The 26,903-nt window shown below is 46.2% G+C and carries 24 protein-coding genes; 5 read left to right on the top strand and 19 right to left on the bottom strand.

All coding sequences use genetic code 11. The annotated features are described in order from the left end of the window. Positions 1-216: 216 nt before the first annotated feature. Complete coding sequence (locus MHI06_RS09220; protein ID WP_340401271.1) at positions 217-1,134, top strand: serine hydrolase; 918 nt, start codon at positions 217-219, stop codon at positions 1,132-1,134. A gap of 109 nt (positions 1,135-1,243) precedes the next feature. Here MHI06_RS09220 and MHI06_RS09215 read toward each other — a convergent pair whose 3' ends face one another. The 16 genes from MHI06_RS09215 to MHI06_RS09140 all read right to left on the bottom strand — a co-directional run bounded on the left by MHI06_RS09215 (position 1,244) and on the right by MHI06_RS09140 (position 19,474). Beyond that, positions 1,244-1,498, bottom strand: a complete 255-nt coding sequence (locus tag MHI06_RS09215; protein ID WP_036610032.1) for an AbrB/MazE/SpoVT family DNA-binding domain-containing protein — start codon at positions 1,496-1,498, stop codon at positions 1,244-1,246. Between the two features lie 167 nt (positions 1,499-1,665). Then, positions 1,666-2,133 carry a tRNA (uridine(34)/cytosine(34)/5-carboxymethylaminomethyluridine(34)-2'-O)-methyltransferase TrmL gene (trmL, locus tag MHI06_RS09210; RefSeq protein ID WP_062833482.1) on the bottom strand — a complete coding sequence of 156 codons (468 nt, stop codon included), beginning with the start codon at positions 2,131-2,133 and terminating at the stop codon, positions 1,666-1,668. A 139-nt stretch (positions 2,134-2,272) separates the two neighbouring features. Continuing rightward, positions 2,273-3,361: a 3-phosphoserine/phosphohydroxythreonine transaminase gene (gene serC / locus MHI06_RS09205; protein WP_169478781.1), complete on the bottom strand. Its 1,089-nt coding sequence runs from the start codon at positions 3,359-3,361 to the stop codon at positions 2,273-2,275. Between the two features lie 237 nt (positions 3,362-3,598). Continuing rightward, on the bottom strand, positions 3,599-5,023 hold the full coding sequence (gene glnA / locus MHI06_RS09200; RefSeq protein WP_169478782.1) for a type I glutamate--ammonia ligase: 1,425 nt from the start codon (positions 5,021-5,023) through the stop codon (positions 3,599-3,601). A 413-nt stretch (positions 5,024-5,436) separates the two neighbouring features. After that, complete coding sequence (aroF, locus tag MHI06_RS09195; protein WP_036610039.1) at positions 5,437-6,501, bottom strand: 3-deoxy-7-phosphoheptulonate synthase; 1,065 nt, start codon at positions 6,499-6,501, stop codon at positions 5,437-5,439. A gap of 274 nt (positions 6,502-6,775) precedes the next feature. Next, positions 6,776-7,729: a 4-hydroxy-3-methylbut-2-enyl diphosphate reductase gene (locus MHI06_RS09190; protein ID WP_340401270.1), complete on the bottom strand. Its 954-nt coding sequence runs from the start codon at positions 7,727-7,729 to the stop codon at positions 6,776-6,778. Between the two features lie 67 nt (positions 7,730-7,796). Next, positions 7,797-9,257, bottom strand: a complete 1,461-nt coding sequence (locus tag MHI06_RS09185; RefSeq protein ID WP_169478784.1) for a HAMP domain-containing sensor histidine kinase — start codon at positions 9,255-9,257, stop codon at positions 7,797-7,799. Position 9,258: 1 nt separating this feature from the next. Further along, entirely contained in the window at positions 9,259-9,948 is a 690-nt protein-coding gene (locus MHI06_RS09180) for a response regulator transcription factor (protein ID WP_062833477.1), read from the bottom strand. A 173-nt stretch (positions 9,949-10,121) separates the two neighbouring features. Then, positions 10,122-11,795 (bottom strand): trypsin-like peptidase domain-containing protein, encoded by a 1,674-nt coding sequence (locus MHI06_RS09175; protein ID WP_340401269.1) that lies wholly within the window; start codon positions 11,793-11,795, stop codon positions 10,122-10,124. Positions 11,796-11,943: 148 nt separating this feature from the next. Next, positions 11,944-12,585 carry a response regulator transcription factor gene (locus MHI06_RS09170; protein ID WP_340402083.1) on the bottom strand — a complete coding sequence of 214 codons (642 nt, stop codon included), beginning with the start codon at positions 12,583-12,585 and terminating at the stop codon, positions 11,944-11,946. Positions 12,586-12,624: 39 nt separating this feature from the next. After that, entirely contained in the window at positions 12,625-13,650 is a 1,026-nt protein-coding gene (locus tag MHI06_RS09165) for a sensor histidine kinase (protein ID WP_340401268.1), read from the bottom strand. A 3-nt stretch (positions 13,651-13,653) separates the two neighbouring features. Beyond that, positions 13,654-14,685 (bottom strand): cell wall-active antibiotics response protein LiaF, encoded by a 1,032-nt coding sequence (liaF, locus tag MHI06_RS09160; protein WP_340401267.1) that lies wholly within the window; start codon positions 14,683-14,685, stop codon positions 13,654-13,656. A 197-nt stretch (positions 14,686-14,882) separates the two neighbouring features. Next, positions 14,883-15,092: a hypothetical protein gene (locus MHI06_RS09155; RefSeq protein ID WP_169478789.1), complete on the bottom strand. Its 210-nt coding sequence runs from the start codon at positions 15,090-15,092 to the stop codon at positions 14,883-14,885. 111 nt (positions 15,093-15,203) lie between these two features. Further along, a complete protein-coding gene (locus MHI06_RS09150) occupies positions 15,204-15,992 on the bottom strand; it encodes a 3D domain-containing protein (RefSeq protein ID WP_340401266.1) in 789 nt (262 codons plus the stop codon). Positions 15,993-16,167: 175 nt separating this feature from the next. Beyond that, the gene (gene thrS / locus MHI06_RS09145) at positions 16,168-18,105 is read right to left on the bottom strand and encodes a threonine--tRNA ligase (RefSeq protein ID WP_169478790.1); all 1,938 of its coding nucleotides are present in this window, start codon (positions 18,103-18,105) and stop codon (positions 16,168-16,170) included. A 415-nt stretch (positions 18,106-18,520) separates the two neighbouring features. Continuing rightward, positions 18,521-19,474 (bottom strand): putative sporulation protein YtxC, encoded by a 954-nt coding sequence (locus MHI06_RS09140; RefSeq protein WP_340401265.1) that lies wholly within the window; start codon positions 19,472-19,474, stop codon positions 18,521-18,523. A 171-nt stretch (positions 19,475-19,645) separates the two neighbouring features. On the opposite strand from MHI06_RS09140, the gene MHI06_RS09135 reads away from it, so the two are divergent. From MHI06_RS09135 to MHI06_RS09120, 4 genes are all read left to right on the top strand, one after another. Beyond that, on the top strand, positions 19,646-20,050 hold the full coding sequence (locus MHI06_RS09135; protein ID WP_169478792.1) for a hypothetical protein: 405 nt from the start codon (positions 19,646-19,648) through the stop codon (positions 20,048-20,050). Between the two features lie 293 nt (positions 20,051-20,343). Next, on the top strand, positions 20,344-20,838 hold the full coding sequence (locus MHI06_RS09130; RefSeq protein ID WP_036610059.1) for a cation:proton antiporter regulatory subunit: 495 nt from the start codon (positions 20,344-20,346) through the stop codon (positions 20,836-20,838). Positions 20,839-20,842: 4 nt separating this feature from the next. Next, positions 20,843-22,081, top strand: a complete 1,239-nt coding sequence (locus MHI06_RS09125; RefSeq protein ID WP_091014701.1) for a cation:proton antiporter — start codon at positions 20,843-20,845, stop codon at positions 22,079-22,081. Positions 22,082-22,193: 112 nt separating this feature from the next. Continuing rightward, entirely contained in the window at positions 22,194-23,099 is a 906-nt protein-coding gene (locus MHI06_RS09120; RefSeq protein ID WP_340401264.1) for a YitT family protein, read from the top strand. Positions 23,100-23,376: 277 nt separating this feature from the next. Here the strand turns inward: MHI06_RS09120 and MHI06_RS09115 are convergent, their stop codons facing one another. The 3 genes from MHI06_RS09115 to mqnC all read right to left on the bottom strand — a co-directional run bounded on the left by MHI06_RS09115 (position 23,377) and on the right by mqnC (position 26,742). Further along, on the bottom strand, positions 23,377-24,390 hold the full coding sequence (locus MHI06_RS09115; RefSeq protein ID WP_340401263.1) for a zinc-binding alcohol dehydrogenase family protein: 1,014 nt from the start codon (positions 24,388-24,390) through the stop codon (positions 23,377-23,379). Then, positions 24,387-25,364: an aldo/keto reductase gene (locus tag MHI06_RS09110; protein WP_340401262.1), complete on the bottom strand. Its 978-nt coding sequence runs from the start codon at positions 25,362-25,364 to the stop codon at positions 24,387-24,389. The genes MHI06_RS09115 and MHI06_RS09110 overlap by 4 nt, the downstream gene beginning before the upstream one ends. Before the next feature lie 241 nt (positions 25,365-25,605). Continuing rightward, positions 25,606-26,742 carry a cyclic dehypoxanthinyl futalosine synthase gene (gene mqnC / locus MHI06_RS09105; protein WP_124113707.1) on the bottom strand — a complete coding sequence of 379 codons (1,137 nt, stop codon included), beginning with the start codon at positions 26,740-26,742 and terminating at the stop codon, positions 25,606-25,608. Positions 26,743-26,903: the final 161 nt, after the last annotated feature.

Raw genomic sequence — 26,903 nt, 5'->3', positions numbered from 1 at the left:
CGCGTTATTTTCTCGAAAACATGCTTTTAAAAGTCTGAATTCGCGCCCAAAGACACTATTATTGCGAAAAAATGAAATTTTAGTCAGTGCTATTACAACTTTAATTGACACCAAACCAGGTTTATACTAACATGGGTTCTGATTTTGCATTCGAATTACGGAAACGTTTCACCAACCGATTTTACTCAGGTTTCACCTGATATTAGGGAGGTTAATATGTCTAAGCAACTTAAAGGCTTCATCCAAACGATTACCGAGCAACAATTGAACGTTTTCTCCATTCGCATATTACAAAAAGGGCAGTTGCTAGCCCATTGGGACCGGGATAAGGATCAGCGCCGGGTACAACATTCCATTAGCAAATCCTTCACCTGTATGGCCGTTGGGCTTGCGCTCGAAGAAGGTCTGATACATCTGGATGCCACACTTGGTGATTATTTCTCTTATGATCATGTACCCATTTCAGAACATAATCTCTCCTCGCCGCGGGACCTGAAGTTACGTGATCTTCTTCGAATGTCTTCAGGCCATGACTCGCCGCCTCTTTGGGCTGATGAACGAGCTTCATTGACCGAGAAGGATTGGGCGAAACATTACATGTCTCTACCTCTGGACCGGATGCCTGGAGAACAATTTACATACAGCAGCGGTGATACGTTTATGATCTCGGCCATGCTACAGGCTGCTACCGGCCAAACCGTAAAAGATTACCTGACTCCACGGTTGTTTGAGCCGCTTGGCATTCATGATGTAGAGTGGGAAACCTCTCCACTCGGCGTAACGCTTGGCTGTGCTGGTCTTTGGATAAGCAATGAGGAACTAAGTCGATTTGGTCAGTTATTGCTGCAGGAGGGCTACTGGGAAGGCAGACAGCTTGTACCTGCGGATTGGATTCGACAGGCTACGTCCCAGCAGATCGAAACGACTGGAGATGGTGATTGGGGAAAAGGTTACGGGTATCAGTTCTGGATGTGTTCTCATGATGCTTACCGTGCCGATGGTGCCTATGGTCAGTTGTGCATCATCCTTCCTTCAAGGGAAGCGGTCATATGTATTAACAGTGAGGAAGAAAATATGCAGGGCATCCTGAATGCCGTATGGGATGAGATTTTACCTACATGCATCCAACCTTAGTTTACGTATTTTCCTTTTATTCATTTGGAATAGTACGATCGGGTGGATAATAAATAAAACTAAAACAAAAAAAACGCCACGGGGTCAATGGACCCCATGACGTGATTTCTTACCCGTGCTGTGGAAGCTGAGTCATTTCATCTAAACATTGTGCGCATATGTAACGCTCTTTGAACTCGTTGACTTCCTCGATGGATCCGCAGAAAATACATTTCGGACGATATCTCTCCAAGATAATATGGTCCCCTTGTACTAAGATCTCTACAGGATCTCCCTCATTCATTTGATACCTTTTACGCAAAGATTTAGGCAATACGATCCTACCTAATTGGTCAACTTTGCGAACTACTCCAGCTGGCTTCATAGCTACGGCACACCTCTCCTATCTTACTCTAAATTTCTAGGTACATTTGTACTATGTTTATAGATTCGCCAACATTTTGTCGAATCCTGCTGGAAATAAACATTTTTTGTCCTTTTTTTTGAAAAATGTTTTTTTACCGAATTCTAGCCGTCATTAATAACCCGAATTTAACCCTCTAACCCCGGAAAATTAAGCTGACGCAATGCTTCATACACAATGATTGCTGCCGAATTGGACAGATTTAATGATCTAACGTCACCAGTCATTGGCATTTTCATACATGTGTCGGGATTGGCAGCGATTAATTCAGGTGGCAGGCCTTTAGTCTCTTTACCAAAGACAAGGAAATCCCCATCTTGAAATTTAAAATCACTGTATCGGTTCTTCGCCTTCGTAGTTGCGTAGAAGAAACGACCTTCCGAATACTTTTCCTGAACCTCTTCGAATGAATCGTGGTATTCAATATGAACGGCATGCCAGTAGTCCAGCCCTGCCCGTTTCAATGTAGCATCATCTGTTCGAAATCCAAGTGGACGCACGAGATGCAGATGGGTACCAGTCGCCGCACAAGTACGCGAAATATTCCCTGTGTTCGCCGGGATTTCTGGTTCAACCAGAACGATGTGTAAAGCCATATGTGTTCAATCTCCTTTTCATTTCATGTTGACGACAACCCTCTAATCTTAAAGAAAAGCCCTCCACACGTCAATGTGGAAGGCTCTGGTAAGGCATAGGATTAGACACGAAGGTCCATGACACAGTACCTATACTAATTTATCCATTTGTCTTCTGGAAGTGGCTCATGAAGTCTGTCAGCGCCTTAACACTCTCATAAGGAGCTGCATTGTAAATGGAGGCACGGAGACCACCGACACTGCGATGTCCTTTCAGACCTACGAATCCTTCTTCCTCGGATGCTTTAATGAACTTTTTCTCCAGTTCCTCCGAAGCAAGACGGAAGGTTACATTCATGAGGGAACGATCTTCTGTTTCCACACAACCACGGTAGAAATCACCGGAGGAATCAATCGTGTTATAGAGCAATTCCGCTTTTTTCGTATTTTTTTGCTCAATACCAGCCAGTCCGCCCTGTTCTTCAATCCATTTCAATACTTCATTCACCATATAGACCGAGAAGGAAGGTGGCGTATTGTATAGGGAGTTGTTGTCTACATGTGTGCTGTAACGAAGCATGGTTGGAATCGTTTTAGGCGATTCGCTCACCAATTCCTCACGAGCAATCACAACCGTAATTCCGGATGGACCCAGGTTCTTCTGTGCGCCCGCGTAGATCATGCCGAATTGATTGAGATCGAATGGTTTACAGAAAATATCACTCGACATGTCCGCAATCAGAGGTACTGAACCGGTATCCGGGAATGACTTGAATTGCGTACCTTCAATCGTTTCGTTGGAAGTCAGATGCACATAAGCCGTACGTTCAGGCAAACTCAGATTCGAAACATCCGGCAATTTCATGAATTTCTCTGCTTCCGAAGATGCAGCAACATGTGTCTCGCCGATCAGCTTCGCCTCAGACAGAGCCTTCTTGGCCCAGCTGCCAGTCATTACGTAACTTGCTGTCTGTCCTGCTCCGAGCAGGTTCATGGGCAGCATCGCGAACTGAGTGCTCGCACCGCCCTGCAGAAAGAGAACCTTGTATCCTTTTGGATTGCCTAGAAGCGACAACAAGCGCTCCTGAGCTTCATTATGTACAGACTCGTACACCGCTCCACGGTGAGACATCTCCATAATCGACATGCCTGTATTACGAAAATCTACAAATTCCGCCTGTGCACGCTCCAGTACCTCAAGTGGTAACGCCGCAGGCCCTGCATTAAAGTTATACGCTCTTTTTGTCACAAAATCCCCCGCCCTTTCCATCCGTAGCTGACATACAAAGTAAATATTATCGCTATGATATCAGTATTCTCTATCTGCTTCAAGGGCAATATGCACTGAAGTGTTGAATTCAGGTCATCAAATTCCTTTATCACCCTGCAAAGTTAAAGCACTACATTGTTTAATTCAAGGAAAAGCCTCCGAGAGCGTGTCCCGGAGGCTTTAAGTTGGAACAAGAGCTGTTCCGACCCCGACCGATTAGCAGTCGAAGTAGAGGCTGTACTCGTGCGGATGAATGCGGATCGCTACTGCTTTCGCTTCATCACGTTTGAGGTTGATGTAGTTTTCAATGAATTCTTTCGTGAATACGCCGCCTTCAGTCAAGAACTCGTTATCAGCTGCCAATGCATCCAGTGCTTCTTCGAGGGAAGCTGGCACACTGCGGATGTTTTCTTTATCCGCATCAGACAGGTCATAGATGTTTTTGTCGAGCGGACCATATCCAAGCTCAGTTGGGTTGATTTTACGTTTGATTCCATCCAGACCAGCCATCAGCATTGCGGAGAATGCCAAGTACGGGTTAGCTGTGGAGTCAGGTGTACGGAACTCGATACGACAACCTTTAGGTGTCACAGCTGCAACCGGAATACGAACTGCTGCAGAACGGTTACCTTTGGAGTAAACCAAGTTTACTGGTGCTTCGTAACCAGGTACGAGACGTTTGAACGAGTTCGTACTAGGGTTAGTCAAAGCGATCAGTGCCGGAGCATGGTACAAGATACCTCCGATGTAGTGCAAAGCCATTTCACTCAGGTTAGCATATCCCGTTTTGTCATAGAACAATGGGGAATCGCCATCGAAGATGGATTGGTGAACGTGCATTCCGCTACCATTATCACCGAACAATGGTTTTGGCATGAATGTTGCTACTTTACCATATTGACGTGCAGTGTTGTGCACGATGTATTTGTATGCAAGCAGGTTATCTGCTGTTTTCTTCAGTGTATCAAAACGGAAGTTGATTTCGGCTTGACCCGCTGTCGCCACTTCATGGTGATGACGCTCGATCGACAGGCCTGCTTCTTCCAAAAGGCGACACATTTCGCTACGAATGTCTTGTTGTGTATCCACTGGCGCTACTGGAACATATCCGCCTTTAGTGCGAACTTTGAAGCCAAGGTTTCCGCCTTCTTCTTTGCGGTTCGTGTTCCAAGAAGCTTCTTCGGAATCTACGAAGTAGGAAGAGCTGTTCGTGCCGCTCTCATAACGTACATCGTCGAAGATGAAGAACTCGGATTCAGGTGCGAAGAATGCCGCTGTACCTACACCGCTCTCTTGCAAATAAGCTTCTGCTTTAACAGCGATGCTACGTGGGTCACGCTCATAACGCTCGCCATCCGGAGTGAAGATATCACACATAACATTCAATGTAGGGTGTGCAGTGAACGGATCGACATAAGTCGCTTCAGGATCTGGCATCATAACCATATCGGACTCTTCAATTCCGCGGAAACCTTGGATAGAAGAACCGTCAAAAGCTACTCCATTTACGAACGTGTCTGCATCAACAGCCGAAGCTGGTAACGAGATGTGATGTGCACGACCAGCTAAATCTACAAAACGAAAATCTACCCACTCGATGTTGTTCTCTTGAATTGATTTCAATACGTTTTCAACCGACATGTATTCGTCCTCCCAAATATTCCGAACATTAAACAACCCCACTAAGAAAATGTCTAAATTCGAATTTTTTTCTGTCGTCATTATAAATTTTAAAACATGACATCGTCAATACTTATGTAAGGTATTTTTTGCGAGGATGTTAGATATACTCACATTTTATAAATAACCTAAATTCATATAACAACAAATTGATTATACATTTAACTGGTTTAATGCGGTAAAGCGACCCCTATTTTAGCCTAAATCATGGAAAAAACTTCACATCATAAATGTTTCTTATCACTATTGATTAATAAATACGTTCAAAACTGCAAAATATGCAAAAAACCGAGCATCTATCTGATTCCGTCGCAATGAACGAGACCAGAGGAGATGCCCGGATGATGATCCAGACCTTGACTATGAAATTCTTATTACACCCCTACACGTGCCGGGAAAAATTCTGCCGGTTGTTTGGCTGTACTGAATGATTTACCCACGATTGGTGCCAGTTTCTCCAGATCCTGCAACAGGTTGGCGAATTGGTCAGGGAACAAGGACTGCACACCATCTCCTGTCATGGAGTTATCCGGATCGGTATGCATTTCAATGATCAGGCCATTGGCACCCGCAGCAACGGAAGCTTTCGTCATCGGTTCCACCAGTTCACGGCGTCCAGTACCATGGCTCGGGTCTGAAATAACCGGCAAATGGCTCAGAGACTGCAGAACAGGAATTGCGGACAGATCAAGCGTATTCCGTGTGTAGGATTCAAACGTACGAATACCACGCTCACAGAGCATGACATTCGGGTTACCACCCGCAAGAATGTATTCAGCCGCATTCAACAATTCATCGTATGTCGCACTGAAGCCACGTTTCAACAATACTGGTTTGCCACACTCGCCCAATTTGCGGAGCAGGTCAAAGTTCTGCATGTTACGTGTACCTACTTGCAGAATATCTGCGTACTCGGCACAAATATCCACATACTCGGGTGTCATAACTTCTGTAATGGTCAGCAGGTCATGTTTCTTGCCTGCTTCTGCCATCATGATTAATCCCTCTACGCCCGTTCCCTGGAAGCTGTAAGGACCTGTACGTGGCTTAAATGCACCCCCACGCAACACTTGCCCACCAGCAGCTTTCACAAGCCCGGCAATCTCATCAATCTGCGCAGCGGATTCAACCGCACATGGTCCGCCCATGACAACAAGTTCTTTTCCGCCGATATCTACACCTTTGATGGAGATCACCGTATCTTCCGGATGGAAGTCACGGCTTGCCAATTTGTAGGACTTCGAGATTTTCACGACATTCTCGACACCTTTCATTTGGCGAAGATGCTCCTGCATTTTAGGTTCAACTTTGCCAATCAAACCAATGATGGTACGATCCTCTCCGCGAGAGATGTGCACCTGAAGCCCTTCTTTTTCAATAACTGCAACGATATCCTGAATCTGTTCCTCCGGAGTAGCCTTGCCTGCAATAACGATCATATTAATTCCCATCCTTCCTTGTATGAGAGCACAATAATCTCTTAACGTGCGTCTGATTAAATTTGAAAACTCTGTCATGCTTAAACGCTTGTTCGCTTTTAAGCTTTTATCCGTTAAAGCAAATATACCATAGTTCTCCTATTGCGTCAAGGTACACATTCCTTATCCATATACAAAAAAGAACCCTGCTCCGCAGGCTCCGAATTCGGTTCCGCGTAACAGGATTCTTCTTATTTCGTTTACAACTTTTGCACTTCACTTACATGTGCTTGCCCTATGGTGTACGTGTTTTTTCTCTAACTGGTGGCAGCAGTTTGCTCATGTTCACGGTACGCTTAATTTCCCACGTCTCCGGCTTGTCATGTTCATACTGCTCCAGATAAAGGATGACTTCCTTCGTAATCGGTGTTGGTGTTGAAGCACCCGAAGTAACCGCCACCTTATTTACACCTTTCAGCCATTCTTGCTGAATCTCGGAAACATCAGATACACGGTAGGCCGTAACCCCCGCGATTTCCTCCGACACTTGTGCCAGACGGTTAGAGTTATTGCTGCGAGGATCACCTACAACAATGACCAGATCAGACTGCCCCGCCTGTTCAGCGACAGCTTCCTGACGCACTTGAGTCGCCAGGCAGATTTCATTATGAATCTCTGCACCCGGAAACTTCTCCAACAGACGGCTCATAATATGCTTGATATCCCATTGGCTCATCGTGGTCTGATTCGTAATAAGAATTTTGCCTGGAGGAACGTTCAGTTCATCGATCTCTTCTTCCTTCTCGATCAGGTGAACGAGGTCTGGCGCAACGCCAACAGCCCCCTCTGGTTCAGGATGATTCTTTTTACCGATATAGATGATCTGATAACCTTCTGCAGTCTTCTCCCGAATGAGATCATGGGTTTTGGTTACATCAGGGCATGTTGCATCCACTGTCGTCAACCCTTTGTCCCGTGCCAGCTTGCGCACTTCTGGAGAAACGCCGTGAGCTGTGAAAATAATCGTGCCACTCTCCACTTGGCTCAAAATATCCATCCGGTTCGGACCATCCAATGTAATAATACCTTCATCTTCAAAGGAATCCGTCACATGTTGGTTATGCACAATCATACCCAATATATAAATAGGTCGTGGTAAATCCAGATTGCGTGCCGCTTGACGCGCGAGCACCATCGCATCCACAACGCCGTAACAATATCCCCGCGGTGAAATTCGCAGTACTTCCACTTGGTTGCCACCCGCTTTCTTTCTCGGCAACGTTGCCGATGTAATTGCAGTCCTGTCTATTATACCTTTATTCGATAGGCGGAGCAAAGACAACCGGCAACCAGATAATAAAGGTGGTTCCTTCTCCACGTCTGGTCACAACCTCAACCGAGCCATGGTGTTCCTCAATGATCCACTTGGCAATCGAAAGTCCCAGACCTATGCCAGGTGTAGCCCCGCGCGATTCATCTGCCCGATAGAAGCGATCAAAGATGAACGGTACTTCGTCCCGATCCATGCCAATACCGGTATCGCTGATGCGCAGTCCTACCTGACCTTTGTACAGTACGGCATCAAGTGTCACGGAGCCTTCTGGCGTGTATTTAAACGCATTTTCGATGAAAATAAACAGCATCTGTTGCAGATAATCCTTGCTGCCGTTCACATAGATACCGTTAAGAATCGACAGATCACCTGGACGCCAGTCCGCATGATGATCCAAGAATTGCGATCTTCGCGCGACTTCCTGCACCAATATCTGTAGTGGTACCGGATTCAGTTCAATTTTCTGCCCTGTATCCGCTCTCGCCAATGACAACATGTCACTGATCAATCTGCTCATACGTTTACCTTCATCGGCCATGTCTTCCAACGCCTCGACGGACATCTGTCTTACCGTTTCTTCATCCAGATTCGGTCGGTCTGTGCCCTCCTGATCCCACAGCTTCTTCAGGAAGTCCACGTTCCCGCGAATAGTCGTCAGCGGCGTACGTAGTTCATGCGAAGCATCAGATACAAAACGGCGCTGGGCAGCATTCGTCTCTTCCAATCCACGGAAAGACAATTCTGTACGCTCAAGCATGTTATTCACCGTTTCGATCAAACGCCCGATCTCATCCTTCGGCCCCGCATATTGAATTCGCACACTAAGATCATCGCCGGATTGGATCTGATTCGCAGCATCAATAACATTCACAAGCGGACGCATCGACTTCCGGGCCAGAACAAGACCTGAAGTTATAGCCAATGCCATCGCCACCAGCCAGCCAAAAACCAAAATATTAAGCAATGCCTCCAGCAAGCGCTCCTGTGAACTTACATTGGCACCTACCTGAAGAATTCCTCTGACTTCATTGGTTCCCTGAAGAGACAGTGGCAATTGATTCACCAGAAACGGCGTCCCATCCACATAGATCTTGGATATCCCCCGTTCTTTGAGAATTTCATTGGATTTCAATACCGGAAACTGAATCCCTAATTTTTCCATATTACCGGAAATTCTGCCCGAACGGCTCTGATAATCCCAGAGTTGAATATAAATTTGCGCCTCCTGAAGCTGGCTCTCTGTAAATGGGTCCAGATCCAATGACTGCGAAAGAGGATTCACACCAATTTGCTCCGTAATCCGGGCACTCTTCACCTTCAATTGCTGTTCAACTTCCTGATAGGAGTTAAAATAAACAAAGGCATAGATCACAACGCCCCAAAAGATAAGCACGGCCGCCAAAATGCCAGAATACCATGCGGTTAGTCTTAACCGAATGGACATGTCAGGAGTCACCTCTCAGAATATAACCGGCTCCCCGGATGGTCTGGATGAGACGTTTGCCACCGTATTCTTCAGTCTTCTGTCTGAGCATGGCAATGTACACTTCAAGCACATTAGACTCACCGCTGTAATCATAACCCCAGATTTTATCCATAATCAGATCGCGTGACAGTACTCGTCTTGGATTTTGCATAAACAGATTCAACAGTTCGAATTCCTTGGCAGTCAGTTCCAGACGTTGACCATCTCGTACTACTTCACGTGAGTCATTGTCCAGAATGATATCTTCATACATCAGACGATTGTCTGGTGTACCCGCAATATCTGACTTGCGGCGCAGCAATGCACGGACACGTGCCAATAACTCTTCCAACGCAAACGGCTTCACGAGATAGTCATCGGCCCCTGTATCCAGTCCAGTCACCCGGCTCTGTACTTCATCCTTGGCCGTAAGCATCAGCACAGGCACTTTGCTACCTGCTTCCCTTAATCTGCGACATACCTCAAATCCGTCAATCTGCGGCATCATCACATCCAGAACAACGATGTCCGGCTCCTTGTCCATCAGTTTGCTGAGACCTTCAGCTCCATTGGAAGCGGTCTGTACCTCATATCCTTCAAAAGCCAGCCCGCGGCGGAGCATGGACACAATTTTTTCGTCGTCATCCACAATCAAAATAGTTGAGCGCATGGTCTTTCTCCTTTATCCTAACGTTTTATCCCATTGTAACAGGCAGAAGCACAATCTGCATCTTCAAGTAAGAGTCTCCATTCAAGCGTGCTCCATTGTTATCCCGTTAGTTCTGGGCAAAAAAAACGGAAGGGCCTTCAAACCCTTCCGTTCTTCCAATCCTTAATCCAATATTATGGTTGTTGCTGCTGTTGTGTATCCGTTGTTTGTGAAGTATCAAAATCATTTTTGTTACCGATTTTGATTTTCAGATCCATCTTCTTACCGTCACGAACCACGTTCAGTGTCACTTCACTGCCGATTTCCTGTTTCTTGATAAAATCAATCAGATCCTGACTTGTCGCGTACGGCGTACCATTGGCACCTGTAATGATGTCATATGCGCGAAGATCTGCTTGGTAAGCTGGTGATTGGAAGATCGTGCTGGCTACGACAGAACCTTCGGTCACATCTGTTCCCATTTGTTTAGCGACTTCAGGTGTGAGAGCCATCAAAGATGCACCGATAAATGGTACGGGCTCTTTGGGAACTTCTTTGTTCTCTTTGAGATATTTAACCGCTTCAGAGATGACGCTTGATGGGATCGCAAAACCAATCCCTTGTGCATCTGCACTGACTGCAACGTTCATGCCGATAACTTCCCCGTTCAGGTTAAGCAACGGACCACCGGAGTTACCCGGGTTAATGGAAGCATCGGTTTGCAGCAAGTGGCTATATTCACGTGTTTTACCTGTTTCTTCATCCGGAATGCTGATTGTACGTTCTTTGGCACTCAGTACACCTGCTGTAACGGTGTGTTCGAAGCCTTCAGGGTTACCAATAGCTACAAGCCATTCACCGACTTGCGTACTGTTGGAATCGCCCAGTGGAGCTACAGGGAACGCATCGTCACCACTGTTTTTCTCAATTTTCAATACTGCCAGATCCAGATCGAAGCTGCTTCCGAGCAGTTTGGCTTCATAAGGCTTGCTGTTGTTCTCCAGCGTAACCTGAATCACATCTGCACCCTGAACCACGTGCTGGTTCGTCAGGATATATCCTTCTTTGTCAAAAATAAATCCTGAACCAATGCCTAGTGGAACCAACTGATTACTGCTTTGCTGTTGTTGCTGCTGGCTCTGGCCTTGATTACCTTCCGTTCCGCCACCATTACCGAAGAAGTATTGGTACAACGGATCGCTTGTATTCGATCCGCCTTGACCAGTACCTGTGCGTGAGGACTGCTTCGCAAGTGTTTCGATTTTGACCACTGCTGGACTTGTACTCGTTACTACGGAAGACACATCTTCTTTACCTGTTGGCAGTAACGACGCTGTCACATTGTTGCCTCCGCCTGTGTTCGTGGACGTTTCCTGTCCCGAGCTTTCATTGCCTGTGTTCGTAAGTGCAGTCTCCGGTGTGAACATGTTCGTTCTGTCGGCTGTGTACATGAGAACGGTAATGACCAGCATGCCGGCAATAAAGGAGAACAGAAGTGATCTTACGGAAGAACGCGGCTTTCGGTTATTATAATTCCAGTTGCCTTTGCCGCCATTCCCTTGATCCCCACCGTTACCTGAGCCGTTTCCGCCGCCTCCGGACGATCTTTTCGCTTGCTCGGATGGTTCACTATTATAGTAAGTAGGTACGGGTCTCACCGGATCAGGTTTTGTAATCTCTACATTACCTTCTTCACGCTGATTGTTGCTTCCCATGTGATTTGCTGTATCTTCCTGATTCACGGACTGAAAAGGTCCATAAGAATAATAATAGGAGGATTCGTCCGTTCCGGAAGAATTGCGGTTCTCCGTTTGTTTGGTTTCGTTTTCCTCGTCTTGACGGTTCGATCTATAATTACGTTCGTCCATGCCTCTCTACCTCCCAATCTCTTATTCCCAAGAGATATTCTTTAACTGTCCTTATTTTGTACTTTAAACCTTAACCGTACCTTAAAAACAATTAAAAAGGAGATAAAAGCACGTAAGAATAGATTATTTCCCCCGTCATGACAGCATTTTACCCTTTCGTTTTCACCCAGCCTTGACGATGCGCATAGATAGCCAATTGTGTACGATCATCCATCTCGCATTTCATCAGCAGGTTGCTCACATGTGTTTTGACGGTTTTGATACTGATATGTAATTCTTCTCCAATGTCTTTGTTGGTCTTTCCCTCTGCAATAAGCAACAGCACTTCCTTCTCCCGTTCAGTCAGACCTGATTCACTCTCTCTCGCTGTACGCTGTCTGATTCCCCGAGTCAATGCCTGCGATACATCACCTGTCATCACAGGCATGCCTCTATAAGCTCCTTGAAGAGCATAGATCAGTTCTTCCGCAGAAACGGTCTTCAGCACATAACTGACCGCTCCGGCTTCAATCGCTTGAACAACAAGATCATCCTCCAAGAAACTCGTGAGCATTACAATCTTCATCTTCGGAAATTCAGTCATAATGGCTTTTGTTGCTTCAGCGCCATTCATTATAGGCATCATCAGATCCATCAGGATCAAGTCCGGCATTTCACTATCATTTAACTTACGCAACTGATCAAGCGCATCCTGTCCATGGCCCGCTTCTCCCATCACATGAAAAGTAGGCTCCAGCATCAGATACGTTTTTAACCCCATTCGCACCATGTCATGGTCATCCACAATCATCACGTTTACTTTACCGCTCAATTCGTCTCCCCCTCTAGTTCACTCAGGAACGTTCGGGAATTTCGGGATGAATACCCGTACCGTTGTTCCCGCTCCCGGCTTCGATATAATCTGAACTTGCCCACCAAGCTTCTCCGCTCGTTCACGCATGGTGGATAATCCGTAGGACCCTGGACGCTCAGCTTGCTGCAAAAATCCCTGACCATCATCGCTGATGCTCATGCTGATCTGATGTTCACTCTCCCGTATGGACAGACTGACCATCCCCGCCTCTGCATGCTTCACTACATTAGCAATGGCCTCCTGAATAACAAGAAACAGCTGGTGCTCAATGGCATCCGAGATTCCGCCATCCAGTTCCAGCTCTTTCACACCTTTAAGACCATTCTGCCTGCAATAATCAGGAAACCAGCTATCCAGTGCCGCGGACAGATCACGCCCTTCCAGCTCCACTGGTCGAAGTTGGGCAATCAGTCCACGCATCTGACGTTGTGCAATATGTGACATCTGAATCAATTGGTCCAGTACTTTACCGCCATGTTCCGGATTCTTCTCTAGCAGACGCGGCAAGGACGAAGCCGACATATGCATCGCAAACAGCTGCTGGCTAACCGTGTCATGGAGATCTCTTGCCATTCGTTTGCGTTCTTCAAGCACAGCCCGCTCCGAGGCTTGCTCCTTCTCAATAACTTCCTGCTCACCGAGACGCTGAAGCAGTCTCATCTTTTTCTCAATCGAATCCATCATGACATTGAACTCCTGATAGACACGACCGAACGAAGCGTCATCCACCTCAGGCATGCGCACCGCCAGATTGCCCTTGGACACTTTCAACATGTTGAGATCAAGCAGGTCAATCTTGCGCTGAAGGCGCAGAGCAGCAATGTATCCGGTGATAACGGTGGCCAGCACAACAACGGCAACATAGGTCCATGCCCGCTGACGACCAGCCCCCATCAATACCTCTCCATACAATAGATAGAATCCACCCAGCGTAATCAGACCGGTTAGCGCAAAATACATCATCAGTTCCCACTTATTGGCCTTGAGAATGGTTCGAATCATGCATTAACCCACCTTATTGACTTTGACGTCTCCGATAAACACACTTACAATAATCCGCACCTTTTTGCTTGCTTCACGATAATGGGCCGTTTCAGCCTGGGCACTACTCAGGAATCCGCCACGTTTCTGGTTCAACAATGACATGTCTCCAATGAAGGAATTCGTCGTCACCGTCACACCCAGGTCCATATCTTCTGGAACAAATACTTTCACATCCCCAATAAATGAAGAAATGACAATCTTCGTCTCCCCATAAGGAATCTGTGCTTTGGTCAAATCAATCACCGTATCTCCGATAAAAGCCGAGATGTTCATCGGTTTCAACGAGAACACTTCCTGTCCCATGTACAGATCGCCAATGAATGCTGATTTATTAATGGTATTGCCACTGCCACCATAGTAGCTAGAATCATCATACTGGTCATTGTCATCATATTTTTCATATTTCTTTTGAGTTGAACCGTGAGCGTTGTGCTTCTGATACTGCTGATGTTCATAGGAAGCCAGGTTTTCCTTAGCTGTATTGAACGAGCCATATGAATCGTTCTTCTGTTCCTGTTTCGGTTTGCCAAATGTTTTCTCGAATTGTTCGTCAAACGAAGATGGCATCTCCAGATCCTCAGGGGACAACGGTTTATAAGGTTGCTCCGGTGCTGGAGGTGGCTGCATCTTGTCATGATGTTTCCGATCACGACGTCGTGGCCCAATCAGTACGAACAATCCTCCGCCAATCAGCATAACCGGAATCAGATAACGGATGAACTCCCCCATGGAATAATCAATCCATCCCAGGTTGCGTGCAAGAAAATATCCACCGATCGCCAGGACAATTACCGGTCCAATGAAGGCGTAACCCCCATTGCGACGAATCTCCGAAATTCCTTTGACCCCCCACCAGATTAGAAATAACGGCCAATATGTTCTGAAAATATATCCTACATCAATGTCATATCCCAATTGTCTGAACAAGATCATCGCACCAATAGCAATAAGAGGTATACCTACCCACCAGCGGTCACGCGTAGATCGTTTCATCGCTCATGTCTCCTTCGTCTGTATTATGTATCCAGTGTAACTCAGACAAGACAATGAGAACAGCGGCGGCAGATGGAAGTCTTCTCGGTCTCGAGACTGAGATGGGAGGATATTTTTGTAAAACTTCACATATGTAAAACACCCCGGAGCAGCTGCTCCAGGGTGCTGAATCTTCATTTAATTTAATGAATCTTCAATTATTTTTTGTATTTTGATGCTTTGCCTTGGCTTGTTTGGCCTGTGTTTTCTACACCAAACTCGGCATTATATTTTTCATCAGGTGTTTGGAAATTATCTTGTACTTTGTGTTGAGCGGATTGCTTCACTTTAGATGCTGCATTCTCTTCTCCAAACTCTGCATTGTACTTCTCGTTTGGCGTTTGGTACCCTTGTGATTTTTTAGCCACAACGAATCACCTCTCTCTTCATATTTACGCTGCATTGCTGCACCGCGGGGTTCGTCCCCAGTCAATATTATGTGAAGAGAGCACTTTAGTTATTCATGTGAACATGTGAAATTAAATGGCCTTGTCCAACCAGGAGTCCGGTACGGATTTGTACACGTCAATCGCATCTGCTAACTCGCTGAGCATCTTTTCTGTACACTTGCCAGCGCCTTGCCTGATCACCTGTACCTCCACATCCTTTTTGCCCCATTCCTTGTACACTTGCTTGGTTGTGGGGAAATACAGATCGATCTTATTGCCTTTGATCGCTGAACCCGTATCTGCAACAATCCCGTATCCATAGCCCGGAATATACAGAATGGAGCCCATCGGGAACAACTTCGGATCAGCTGCAATCGTGGAAACTGTTTCTTTATCACGGCGTACTTTGACACCGGAATACGTAATTCCATATTGGGGATGTTTAGGTCCTTTTCCTGTAGACTCCACCCCTGCTGTATATCCTGTTGCTGTCACCTTCTGTGTACCCAGCACCTGTTCTGAACGTGGCGCAAGCACGGGCATAGCCGGGTCAACCACCTGTTTCTCGGGAAGCTCAGGCCTTGGGATGACCATCGGTTGTGGTGACCATAGTAAAGCCATATACACCATCGTTGTCAGCTGGGCCTCATCGCTGTATTGAACGCTGACCTGTTCCGGAAATTCCTGAATAGGCTTGCTCGAAGTCTCAATAATCGGAGCTTCACTGCTGCTGCGACTCTCGACATGCAGTACTGCACTTTCCTCTTCAAATGTATAGGCATCCGCCTGATTCAGGCTAATCGTCATCCCGGCGAACATTACACAGCCAACCAGTAAACCCCGTATATGTTTCTTTTGAATTGAGAATTGCTTTTTCATTGTATAACCTCCCCCTCACTGCAAAGGTTTTCCAAAAAGCAATTAGTCTATACTTTTCACAACAAACACTACGAAAAAACGCCTGAATAACATAGGTCAATCCCATGTCATTCAGGCGTTTTTCTGATTAGTCAGGCAACTTATGCACTGGTTATCTGATAGATCATTTGTTCATTTAGACCAGACGTGTTGCAATTTCCTCTTTCAGTTGAGCAATGATCTCATCGAGCGGTTTCATACCCAGATCGCCTTCTCCACGCTTACGCACGGATACCGCTTCTGCATTACGCTCATTCTCACCGACAACAAACATATAAGGCATTTTCTCCAGCTGCGCCTCACGGATTTTATATCCAAGCTTCTCATTCCGCAGATCGGCTTCAGCAGAGATCCCCGCACGTTTCAGCTTCGCTTCCACTTCACGCGCATAATCGTCGAAGTTTCCGGATACCGGAATCACTTTCGCTTGAACCGGAGACAACCACAGCGGGAAAGCTCCTGCAAAGTTCTCCAGCAAGAATGCTGTGAAACGTTCCATTGTACTAATTACACCGCGGTGAATAACGACCGGACGATGTTTCTGTCCGTCATCTCCCACATATTCAAGTTCAAAGCGCTCAGGCAACAGGAAGTCCAGTTGAACAGTAGACAATGTTTCTTCTTTACCCAGTGCTGTTTTGATCTGCACATCCAGCTTCGGACCGTAGAACGCCGCTTCACCTTCTGCTTCATAAAATGGAAGGTCAAGTTCTTCCACAACTTCACGCAGCATGCGTTGGGACATTTCCCACATCTCGTCGTTCTGGAAGTATTTCTCGGTATCCTTCGGATCGCGATAGGACAGACGGAAACGGTATTCGTTGATCCCGAAATCTTTGTACACCGTTTGAATCAACTCGATAACACGAGCAAATTCTTCTTTGATCTGATCCGGACGTGCAAAAATGTGTGAATCGTTCAGTGTCATTGCGCGTACACGGTGCAGACCTGTTAACGCCCCCGACATTTCATAACGGTGCATCATGCCAAGCTCGGCAATCCGGATTGGTAGATCACGGTAGCTGTGCATGCTGGACTTGTACACCATCATATGGTGAGGACAGTTCATTGGACGGAGAACGAGTTCCTCGTTATCCATAACCATTTTCGGGAACATATCATCCTGGTAGTGCTCCCAGTGTCCGGATGTTTTGTACAATTCCACGTTACCCAGAACTGGTGTGTATACGTGCTGGTATCCAAGACTTTCTTCCAGATCCACAATATAACGTTCCAGAGTACGGCGCAGCTTCGCACCATTAGGCAACCAGATTGGCAGCCCTTGTCCGACCAGTTGGGAGAATGTGAACATTTCGAGCTCTTTACCCAGCTTGCGGTGATCCCGTTTGCGAGCTTCTTCAAGGAAGTGCAGATGCTCGTCCAGCTGTGCTTTTTTCACAAAAGCCGTACCATAGATACGTTGAAGCATTTTGTTTTTGCTATCTCCGCGCCAGTAAGCACCCGCGACATTCATCAGTTTGAACACTTTGATTTTGCTAGTCGACGGTACGTGAGGACCACGACACAAGTCGAAGAATTCGCCTTGCTCATAAATCGTGATCACGCTGTCTTCTGGCAAGTCACGAATCAACTCAAGTTTGTATGGGTCGCCAACTTCTTCGAACGTTTTAATCGCGTCCTCGCGGCTAACTTCCTTACGTACAATTGGCAAGTTCTCGTTCACAATACGTTCCATTTCCTTCTCGATCTTTTGCAGATCTTCGGGATTGAGCGCTTGTTCAAGATCCATATCATAGTAGAAACCATCTTCGATGACTGGGCCAATGCCGAGGCGTACCTCTTGGTTACCATACAAACGTTTCACCGCTTGAGCCATCAAGTGAGCTGTACTATGACGCATCACTTCAAGTCCTTCTGGTGAATCCAAAGTGACGATTTCCACCAATGCTCCTTCATGAAGCGTTGTGGACAAGTCCACCACGATACCATCCAGCTTGCCAGCTACGGCATTTTTGCGCAATCCGCTGCTAATCGAAGCGGCTACGTCCTCAATACTGCTGCCATCTGCGTACTCACGTACCGAACCATCCGGTAGTTTAATGTTAACTGCCATTTGTCTCATTCCCCCTGTAAATGTAACCTTCGTGTCCAGATGTTCATGGACTGATTATCTATTGCTATTCCAGTCATTTTGCAAAGGAACGCAAAAAACACCCGTCCCGGCAAAGGGACGAGTGACATATACTCGTGGTTCCACCCTAATTCAGCTGATTCATCCCTATTCGGAAATACAGCCCTCATTGGCATGACGATAACGGGCATGACCCGGCAGATCCTTACTCGCGGATAATCCCCAATAAAGGCGATATTCTAACTCCACTTTCAAAATTGCAGCTACAAAGGGGTAAACCATACGTGATATCCGGAGGAAATTTCAGCCAGGGTTCCTCTCTCTGCACCGATCTTGCGTGTGGTTGTTGTCTTTGTCAACGCTTTTGGTTCAATGGTTCACATGAAAAATTCATGGATCAACAGTTATTATAATTGCCGAGATCACTTGCGTCAAGACCTGTCAACAATCCTGAACGGAGCACTTCACATTCCGGGCAATGATGACATATTTGAACCTTGTCTTCAAAGATCTGACATATGGTCGAGATGATCGGCAGTTCTGGGGTGCGCGTATGCAGCATGACTTTCTCAGGAGAGATCGAAATGAGTGTACTTACAATCATATCTTCAATATCCATCTCCAGTTCCAGACCCGGCATTTCCACAACGACCTGTTCATCCTTTTTCACGGGTAACAGATTAAGTCCGGCATCAAGCACCTGAAATTCATGCATTCCCTTGTGAACAAGATGGACCAGAGGTACTTTGGCTTCCTGAAAGAATACAAAATATTTTAACAGCCCCATAAACTCTTCATACTGCCGATCCATCCAGAACTCATCCAGCGCATACTCCACTAATTCCTGAAGCTCCTGCTTATATGGTCGTATGCGGAAATTGATAATGCCTTCAAGGTGAAAAAAATGAACATCCTCCAAATCCTGCCTTAGTCCACTGGCCAACGTAGTACGGCGGCGTTCCCGAAGTCCGGGTTGATCCAGATCACCATTTAATAGTAGAGGCATGCAGATTCGATTAACCTTCTCCACCTCATGCTCATCCATGACAGAACACGCCTTGGTGATCATATCCTCCACCATGCTGCGTTCTTGTGTCTCCATAATGAAGTCAGCGAGTCCAAGGGAGAGCAGATCACTGATCCGAGGAAGCCATTGCTGGAAGTCTTCGTGATTCTCATTCCCTCTGCACACCCAGGTTGCTCTTCCATCATTATGTTTGAAGGTGAGCCGAAATCCTCTTTTACTTATATGTAAACCTTTGATTTTTTCCTTGACACAACGATAAAATTGATCCGCTTCCTCTTGCCCCGATACATCGGTCCATACAGCGAACAGTTCCACAAGAATCACTCCTTTCCTTCCTGTTCAAAGTATATGGCAAGGCCGATGGGGATATACGAAGCGGATTGATGGAAAGCGTGTCATGATTTCTCAGTATATTATGAAGAGGTTTGGAGTTAAGACAAAAATGTGTTATTATTTTAATAACAGTATGTTTCACGGAAAAGGAGGGAAGCCAAAATGAGACAACAACCTAGAATACTCCATTACACCATTATTATCATTTTGTGCGTTTTCCAAGCCTTGTGCTTCCCTATTCCGATGCAGTCCGAATCTGCCGTTGGGGTGTCTGTTGACGCAAATTCCAATAAGGAAGTGTTGTTACAAATACCCGAATCCCAGCAGAAACCTGTCATTCGCAAATATCCACAAGTTATGTCCAAGCTGATTGCGGTTACGCATAATAAGCCTGTCTTTCTTGTCCTCGCATTGTTATTGATGCTGCGAATCCCTACAACGGGTCTGTCCTTTAAACCGTGGTATTGTCTGTTCAAACGCAGATTATTTTTGCTGCCTATTAAGTTTACCAGCATGTATGTATCCCTCACCCCGATGGCACCCAAATACGTGAACGCTCTTCACTAGCCGTTACGACGTATTTACAGGTTGCTTTTGCATGGAGACACCTCTGTATTTAAGACGGTGTGCTTGTGCATAACTTATAACCCTTTTAGCAAACGTTAGATAAGCCAATGTTTATGACAGCACCTATTTTTGTTATACCCACACCGACAAATTCAAATCATATGGCTGTGTCAGGAATTTCTGGCTCTGTTTACCCGTATCATTTGGTGTGCCTTTGAGCAGCAAATGATTCATTTTCGGGAAATAAGCCTGTCTTCTGTGGCCAGCCCCTAATTATAAGGAGGCAACAATCCATGGATGTACGCGAAACAGACTTGCCGGGAATCGGCAAAAAATTTCAGATTGAAACAAGCAGCGGTGATAAAATTGTCATTATTATTCACGATGACGGTCGCCGGGAAATGTACCACTTCGAGTATGATGATCCCGATCAAAGTATCTCGATGATTACGCTTGACGATTACGAAGCACGACAGATTGCTGCTATTGTTGGCGGATTGACTTACAAACCGAAGCAGCTTGAAAATATTGAAGTCACGTTTGACGACCTGATTATCGAGTGGTACAAAATCGAACCATCCTTCGGAAGTATCGGTAAATCCATCGGTGAATTGGACGTACGTCAAAACTCTGGGGCAACGGTGATCGCCGTTGTAGAGAAAAATCACAAAAAACATATCAGCCCAGGTCCGGAGGTAGTTATCAGTGCAGAATCCACGGTGGTAGCCGTTGGCGAACGCAATCAGCAGAAACTGTTTAAATCCCTCCTCCTGACTGGAAGGGGGTAAATAGATGGATCATCTGATATTCGAAGTAGGTCTGGCCCTTGTGCTCATTGCAGCAGCCGGCCTTTTATCGGCAAAACTAAGATTTTCGGTCGTTCCATTTTATATTCTGATCGGGATGGCCGTTGGGCCACATGCCATGAAAATCTGGCATCTGGACTTCCGTTTTATTGAGAGTCAGCCTTTTATTGAATTTATGGGTCGGATCGGTATCCTGTTCCTTCTCTTCTACCTTGGACTTGAATTCTCGGTAGGTCGTTTAATTAAATCGGGTCGCTCCATTGCAGTAGGCGGCTCGATCTACATCGGCATTAACTTTACGCTGGGATTAATATTCGGTTTTGTGTCCGGTTTCCCAGTTGCAGAAGCACTTATTATCGCAGGTATAACTACCATCTCTTCCAGTGCCATTGTGGCCAAGGTACTCGTTGATTTGAAACGAACGGCCAACCCGGAAACAGAGATGATATTGGGTATTATTATGTTCGAAGATGTATTCCTCGCTGTATATATCTCGATCTTGTCCGGACTTGTGCTTAGTGATTCATCCTCCATCGGAGGCGTCATCATGTCCGCACTTATTGCCCTCGGATTCATGCTTATCGTGATTATCCTTGGACGTAAAGCAACACCACTACTAAACAAATTGCTTAAAATTCGATCGAATGAGCTATTCTCTCTCGTTGTATTCGGAGCCTTGTTCCTGGTAGCCGGTTTCTCTGAAACCATTCATGTTGCCGAAGCGATCGGTGCATTGCTAGTTGGACTGGTGCTTGCTGAAACAGAACATGCGAAACGGATTGAGCACTTGATTCTGCCGTTCCGTGACTTCTTTGGAGCAATCTTCTTCTTCAGCTTCGGATTGTCCATTGATCCGTTGTCCCTGGGTGGCGAAGCCGTGTGGCTGGCTCTGATTGCAGTTGTTATTACATTGTTCGGTAACTTCCTGGCAGGTATGCTGGCTGGACGCAGTGCAGGACTATCGCCCAAAGCATCGGCCAATATTGGATTAACCATTGTGTCACGGGGGGAATTCTCCATCATCTTGGCGAACATGGGTAAAGCCGGGGGACTGTTACCAATGATTCAACCATTTGCTGCATTGTATGTCCTGATTCTGGCCATTCTGGGTCCTTTATTGACCAAAGAGTCCAAACACGTATTCCGTTTATTGGATAAAATATTCAAGTTCAAAGATCCTAGGAAAAAGAAAGAAGAACCGAAGGTTCTGCAGAAAGAAGGATAAATTCTATGTCTGTACAGAACAGACATACTATCGTACTTCGCGGCTCTACGCCGATCTTTCTGTGACTAACCCAGGGAGAATGGCTCGAAAGCCGCACAAAGGAGGATGACCTATGAAAGCACCTCTGATATCGGCTAATCCGGTGCCAAACACCGCCAAGACCAGAATATCGTCTACCCGCCGCTGGTTAAACTTATTGCTTGTGATTGCGGGCGGAATTCTGGCCTCCGTGGGACTTGAATTGTTCTTACACCCCAATAAGATCATTATTGGAGGCATTACAGGCATTTCCTCACTGTTCGCCCACTGGACCGAAATGAGGATTGGATTATTCCTATTTTTATTCAATGTTCCGTTTATATTTTTGTCCTACAAGATTGTGCAGAAGAAATTTGTACTGGTAACTGTTCTAGGTCTGGTTGTCTTTTCGATCGGTGCCATTGTGCTTCATCCCATGCCGCCACTTGTAGAGCACCCGCTGGCTGCCGCCATGTTTGGCGGATTATGCCTCGGACTCGGAATTGGGCTCGTCGTGCGGTATGGTGGGACACTGGATACGCTGGAAATCGGTGATCCGTCTTCCCGTCCACCTGAACGTGTATTTAGCGGGAAACGGATGCTTATCGAAAAAATAATCATGCTGCTTAACTTGTTGATACTGACAGCCGCTGGGGTTGTCTTTGGCTGGGACCAAGCGATGTATTCGGTAATCGCCTATCTTATTGCTTATGAAATGGTGTACATTGCGTTCAGGGGCTTCTCTTCCAAACGCAAAATATGCATTTTGACCACGCAAAGCTCTCAAGTTGAAAAAGCTGTACGCAAACGGCTGCGCCGGGAACCTGGACCACTAGAAGCAGCTTCTGACTCAACACAACTCGATATGGCGGAAGGATGGATCAAACAGATCCCGGGTGCACTTTATTATGAGGTACACGTGCTGGAGATGATCTGGTTGAAGTCCATTGTGCGTCACATTGATCCGCATGCGGGCATTGTAACGAATCCGGAAAAATAATAGCTCATGTAAGTTGAACTAAAGATATTTACACTGACACTACGATGACAGAACAACCTTCCAATCGCTGTTATCCCCAGATTTTTTCTATTCCCTTTTCTCAAGGGAAAAATCCGGGGATAAAGGCGAACGCTTTGCTTTTTCAGGTTTTTTCTGTCCTCTTCGTTATCGTGTAATTTTAATTCAACTTACAAAAAACGCTCTCTTCCCCTATGGATGGACAGTATTGTCCACCAAGGTCAGAGAGCGTTTTTTTTGTTATCAAAATTTCTTGATATTATAGCTCAACGATAGCTTTGACTACATGTGAATCTGGCAAAAGCCATTGGTCTATTGCCATAGGTAGCTCATTAAATTCCACTCGGTGTGTGATGTACCCATCCATGCTTAATTTCTTTTGACGCAAGGTGGACAGGACATGTTCAAAATCTTCACGGGTTGCGTTTCGACTGCCCAGGATGCTCATCTCTCGCTTGTGAAACTCCGGATCATGAAAGGTAATATCCGCTTTCACCAGCCCTACAAAAATGAGCTGACCACTATGCGCCACATATTGAATGGCCTCATTCATGGAATTCACATTACCAGTTGCGTCAAAAACAGCCGTAGCATAGTCACCTCCCGTGATTTCAGCCACTTGTTGTACAGTATGTTCATTGGCCTGAACCAGGTCATCCGCTCCAGCCCAAGTACGGCTAAGTTCCAGCCTGTCCAGATTACGATCAACAGCAATAACACGCGCTCCCGCCTGTTTGGCGAATGCCATCACACCGAGTCCAATGGGACCTGCTCCAACCACAACCACATGCTCACCAGGCTTGATTCCTGCTCTCCTGACGGCATGAGCACCAATGCTTAATGGTTCTACCATCGCCGTCTCATCCAGCGTCAATCCTTCTGCTGAGAGCAGATGTGAGACAGGCACGCTGATTCTTTCTCTCATGCCACCGTCTACATGCACACCCATGACTTGCATGGACACACAACAATTGGTTTTTCCATTGCGACATGCAATACAATGACCGCAGTGCAGATACGGAATAATGCTTACCTGATCCCCGGGCTGCAGCCCTGCATCGTTCGGACCGATCTCTTCAATAACAGCCGCCAGTTCATGACCGAGTACGCGAGGATAGGTAAAGAACGGCTGATTGCCTTTGTACGCATGCAGATCCGTTCCACAGATACCAATCCGCCGAATGGCAATCAGTGCCTCCCCTTCTGCTCGTTCCGGTTGGGGCAGGTCCTGCAGCTCCAAACGGTCTATTTCTTCACATACAATGGCTCTCATCGTTGTTCCCCCTTGGATGCTTCTGATGTCATGTTGTGATGCTCTGTATTATATTCAGGACGTCCGCTTGGCCACGTCTCATTATGCAATGGTGCCAGAATGCGCAACACTTCCTCCAGCAGACTTTGATCTATCGGTTCTTCTATCCAAGCTGCATTATTGACGATATTGCGCTGGTTGGCACTGCTCACCAGTGTTGTGGGAATTCGTTCATTCGCCGTCGAGAATTGCACGGCCAGCTTGGCAATGTCACTGCCTTGTTCTGCACAGAAGCGGGCAGCCTTCAGGCAGAGTTGTTTCACCCGTTCATCTGCCGGATGCCAGGCAGGAGCACCTCGGGTACTTAACAAGCCCATAGAAAGAGGCGAAGCATTAACGAGGCCAATTTCTTTCTTTTCCAACAGGGGCAACAACGATAACAATGAGGTATCATTCAATGAATAATGACAATACGAGATGATCACATCGGCATCGATCTGTGGCAGAACCTTCTCGAACAACGGCAAGGGCAATCCGCATATCCCCGCATGACGAATAACTCCCTGCTCTTTCAGACGCAACAACGTTGGAAAGGCTTCTTCGATAATAATCTCTGCTGGCACAAATTCAATATCATGCAGGAATAAAATATCAATATAGTCCGTATGCAATCGATCCAGACTCTCTTGCACACTATCCAGAATCCGCTGACGTGAAAAATCAAACTCGTTTTCCCCATACCGTCCGGCTTTGGTTGATAAAATATACGAACTGCGCGGCAAGCTACGAATGGCCTCACCCAGTACATTCTCCGCCTTCGTCAATCCGTAGTAAGGTGAAACGTCTATGTAATTCATCCCCGCATCTACGGCAGCATGTACGGTACGAACCCCTTCGTCCCGGTCAATGTCACGAAATACTGAACCGAGTGAGGATGCTCCAAAGCTCAATACAGGTATGTCTAGTTCTGTCTTTCCAAGTATTCTTCTCTTCATCGGTTAGCTAGCCCCTTCCCAGCATGTCTGACTACACAAGTTCCTTCTCATTGTAACAGTTCAATTTCAATATAAAATATCGGCAATTGCGTAAGATGTACTGTTTAATGACCTTGATCTGCGGAAAAATCAAAAAGCCCACCGTCTCTCCAAACGGAGTAGTCGGTGGGCTTGGCTTCATAAACACTCATCTACGATTAACATTTAAAACATGTATAAGCGTAATTTCAAATAATTAATATTAGTTCTGCATTACGAAATCTTCATGCACGGAATTCTCTTCGTCGAACATGCGCACGATGTCATATCGGGTGTTACGTTGTGCCGGAATATAACCGGACTCCCGAATCAAACGGAGAATGGATTCAATGTTAACTTTATATGTTGCACCAGCAGCAGATACGACGTTCTCTTCGATCATCGTGCTACCGAAGTCATTACAGCCAAATTCAAGTGACTTCTTACCGATCTCAGGGCCCATGGTTACCCAAGAGGATTGAATATTCTTGATATTATCCAGCACTAGTCGGCTGATGGCTACAGTCTTCAAGTACTCTTCCGGCGTCTGACGCTCCAGCTTGAGGTTTGTATTATCCGGTTGGAAAGTCCAAGGAATGAACGCCAAGAAACCTTCGGAGTCATACTTGTTCGCAATACATTCGTCCTGAGCTTCACGTACACGGAGCAAGTGCAATGCACGCTCTTCCATCGATTCACCAAGGCCGATAACCATTGTTGCTGTGGTGTTCATGCCGATGCGATGTGCAGTTTGCATCACGTCCATCCAATCCCGCCATGAACCTTTCAAGCGGCTGATTTTCCGGCGTGTGCGGTCATCCAGAATTTCAGCACCACCACCAGGCAGGGAATCCAGTCCAGCTTCGTGAATGGCACGAACAACCTCTTCCAATGTAAGACCATCGGATACTTCAACCATTTTCATAATCTCAGCAGGTGAGAAAGAGTGCATGGTGATGTTCGGGAAACGCTCCTTGATGGCTTTCAACAGGTCTGTGTAATAGCTGAAAGGCAGGTTCGGATTCGTTCCGCCTTGCATCAGAATTTCGGTACCATTCACATCTTCCGTTTCCTGAATCTTCTGGAAAATAACTTCGTCCGGAAGTACATAACCTTCATCGGAACCAGGTCTGCGGTAGAAAGCACAAAAACGGCAGTACACATCACACACGTTCGTGTAGTTGACGTTACGCCCAATTACAAATGTTCTGTATGGTTCAGGGTGCATGCGTTTCATAATGACATTCGCAGCTGCCCCGATTTTGTCCACTTCATTGGATTCAAATAGCTGAATCGTGTCTTCCAAGTCCAAACGTTCGCCCCGAAGGGCTTTATCTAAGATACGGTCTACCGTACTCATCGTAAAAAAGCCTCCCTCATGAAGAGAAATTATATAACGATCCGTCCCAACTTGTTTAAGAGAAGCAAGTTCTGGTGGCAACATCGTATTTCTGTACTCCACATATCGTAACACAGGTTACATGTGAAAAAAAGCACCTTATGTACAGGTGCTTTAAAAAT

Source organism: Paenibacillus sp. FSL H8-0079 (genome assembly GCF_037991315.1).
GTDB lineage: Bacteria > Bacillota > Bacilli > Paenibacillales > Paenibacillaceae > Paenibacillus.
This window is presented reverse-complemented; position numbering and strand designations above follow the sequence as displayed.

What these genes read in the sequence shown, in the direction of transcription:
- MHI06_RS09115 (WP_340401263.1), bottom strand. Translation starts at nt 24,390, where the DNA reads ATGAGAGCCATTGTATGTGAAGAAATAGACCGTTTGGAGCTGCAGGAC.
- MHI06_RS09120 (WP_340401264.1), top strand. Translation starts at nt 22,194, where the DNA reads ATGAAAGCACCTCTGATATCGGCTAATCCGGTGCCAAACACCGCCAAG.
- MHI06_RS09130 (WP_036610059.1), top strand. Translation starts at nt 20,344, where the DNA reads ATGGATGTACGCGAAACAGACTTGCCGGGAATCGGCAAAAAATTTCAG.
- MHI06_RS09150 (WP_340401266.1), bottom strand. Translation starts at nt 15,992, where the DNA reads ATGAAAAAGCAATTCTCAATTCAAAAGAAACATATACGGGGTTTACTG.
- aroF (WP_036610039.1), bottom strand. Translation starts at nt 6,501, where the DNA reads ATGATCGTTATTGCAGGCAAGGCTACTCCGGAGGAACAGATTCAGGAT.
- thrS (WP_169478790.1), bottom strand. Translation starts at nt 18,105, where the DNA reads ATGGCAGTTAACATTAAACTACCGGATGGTTCGGTACGTGAGTACGCA.
- MHI06_RS09165 (WP_340401268.1), bottom strand. Translation starts at nt 13,650, where the DNA reads ATGATTCGAACCATTCTCAAGGCCAATAAGTGGGAACTGATGATGTAT.
- MHI06_RS09175 (WP_340401269.1), bottom strand. Translation starts at nt 11,795, where the DNA reads ATGGACGAACGTAATTATAGATCGAACCGTCAAGACGAGGAAAACGAA.
- MHI06_RS09125 (WP_091014701.1), top strand. Translation starts at nt 20,843, where the DNA reads ATGGATCATCTGATATTCGAAGTAGGTCTGGCCCTTGTGCTCATTGCA.
- MHI06_RS09110 (WP_340401262.1), bottom strand. Translation starts at nt 25,364, where the DNA reads ATGAAGAGAAGAATACTTGGAAAGACAGAACTAGACATACCTGTATTG.
- liaF (WP_340401267.1), bottom strand. Translation starts at nt 14,685, where the DNA reads ATGAAACGATCTACGCGTGACCGCTGGTGGGTAGGTATACCTCTTATT.
- MHI06_RS09180 (WP_062833477.1), bottom strand. Translation starts at nt 9,948, where the DNA reads ATGCGCTCAACTATTTTGATTGTGGATGACGACGAAAAAATTGTGTCC.
- glnA (WP_169478782.1), bottom strand. Translation starts at nt 5,023, where the DNA reads ATGTCGGTTGAAAACGTATTGAAATCAATTCAAGAGAACAACATCGAG.
- MHI06_RS09220 (WP_340401271.1), top strand. Translation starts at nt 217, where the DNA reads ATGTCTAAGCAACTTAAAGGCTTCATCCAAACGATTACCGAGCAACAA.
- trmL (WP_062833482.1), bottom strand. Translation starts at nt 2,133, where the DNA reads ATGGCTTTACACATCGTTCTGGTTGAACCAGAAATCCCGGCGAACACA.
- MHI06_RS09135 (WP_169478792.1), top strand. Translation starts at nt 19,646, where the DNA reads ATGAGACAACAACCTAGAATACTCCATTACACCATTATTATCATTTTG.
- MHI06_RS09215 (WP_036610032.1), bottom strand. Translation starts at nt 1,498, where the DNA reads ATGAAGCCAGCTGGAGTAGTTCGCAAAGTTGACCAATTAGGTAGGATC.
- mqnC (WP_124113707.1), bottom strand. Translation starts at nt 26,742, where the DNA reads ATGAGTACGGTAGACCGTATCTTAGATAAAGCCCTTCGGGGCGAACGT.
- MHI06_RS09185 (WP_169478784.1), bottom strand. Translation starts at nt 9,257, where the DNA reads ATGTCCATTCGGTTAAGACTAACCGCATGGTATTCTGGCATTTTGGCG.
- MHI06_RS09170 (WP_340402083.1), bottom strand. Translation starts at nt 12,585, where the DNA reads ATGATTGTGGATGACCATGACATGGTGCGAATGGGGTTAAAAACGTAT.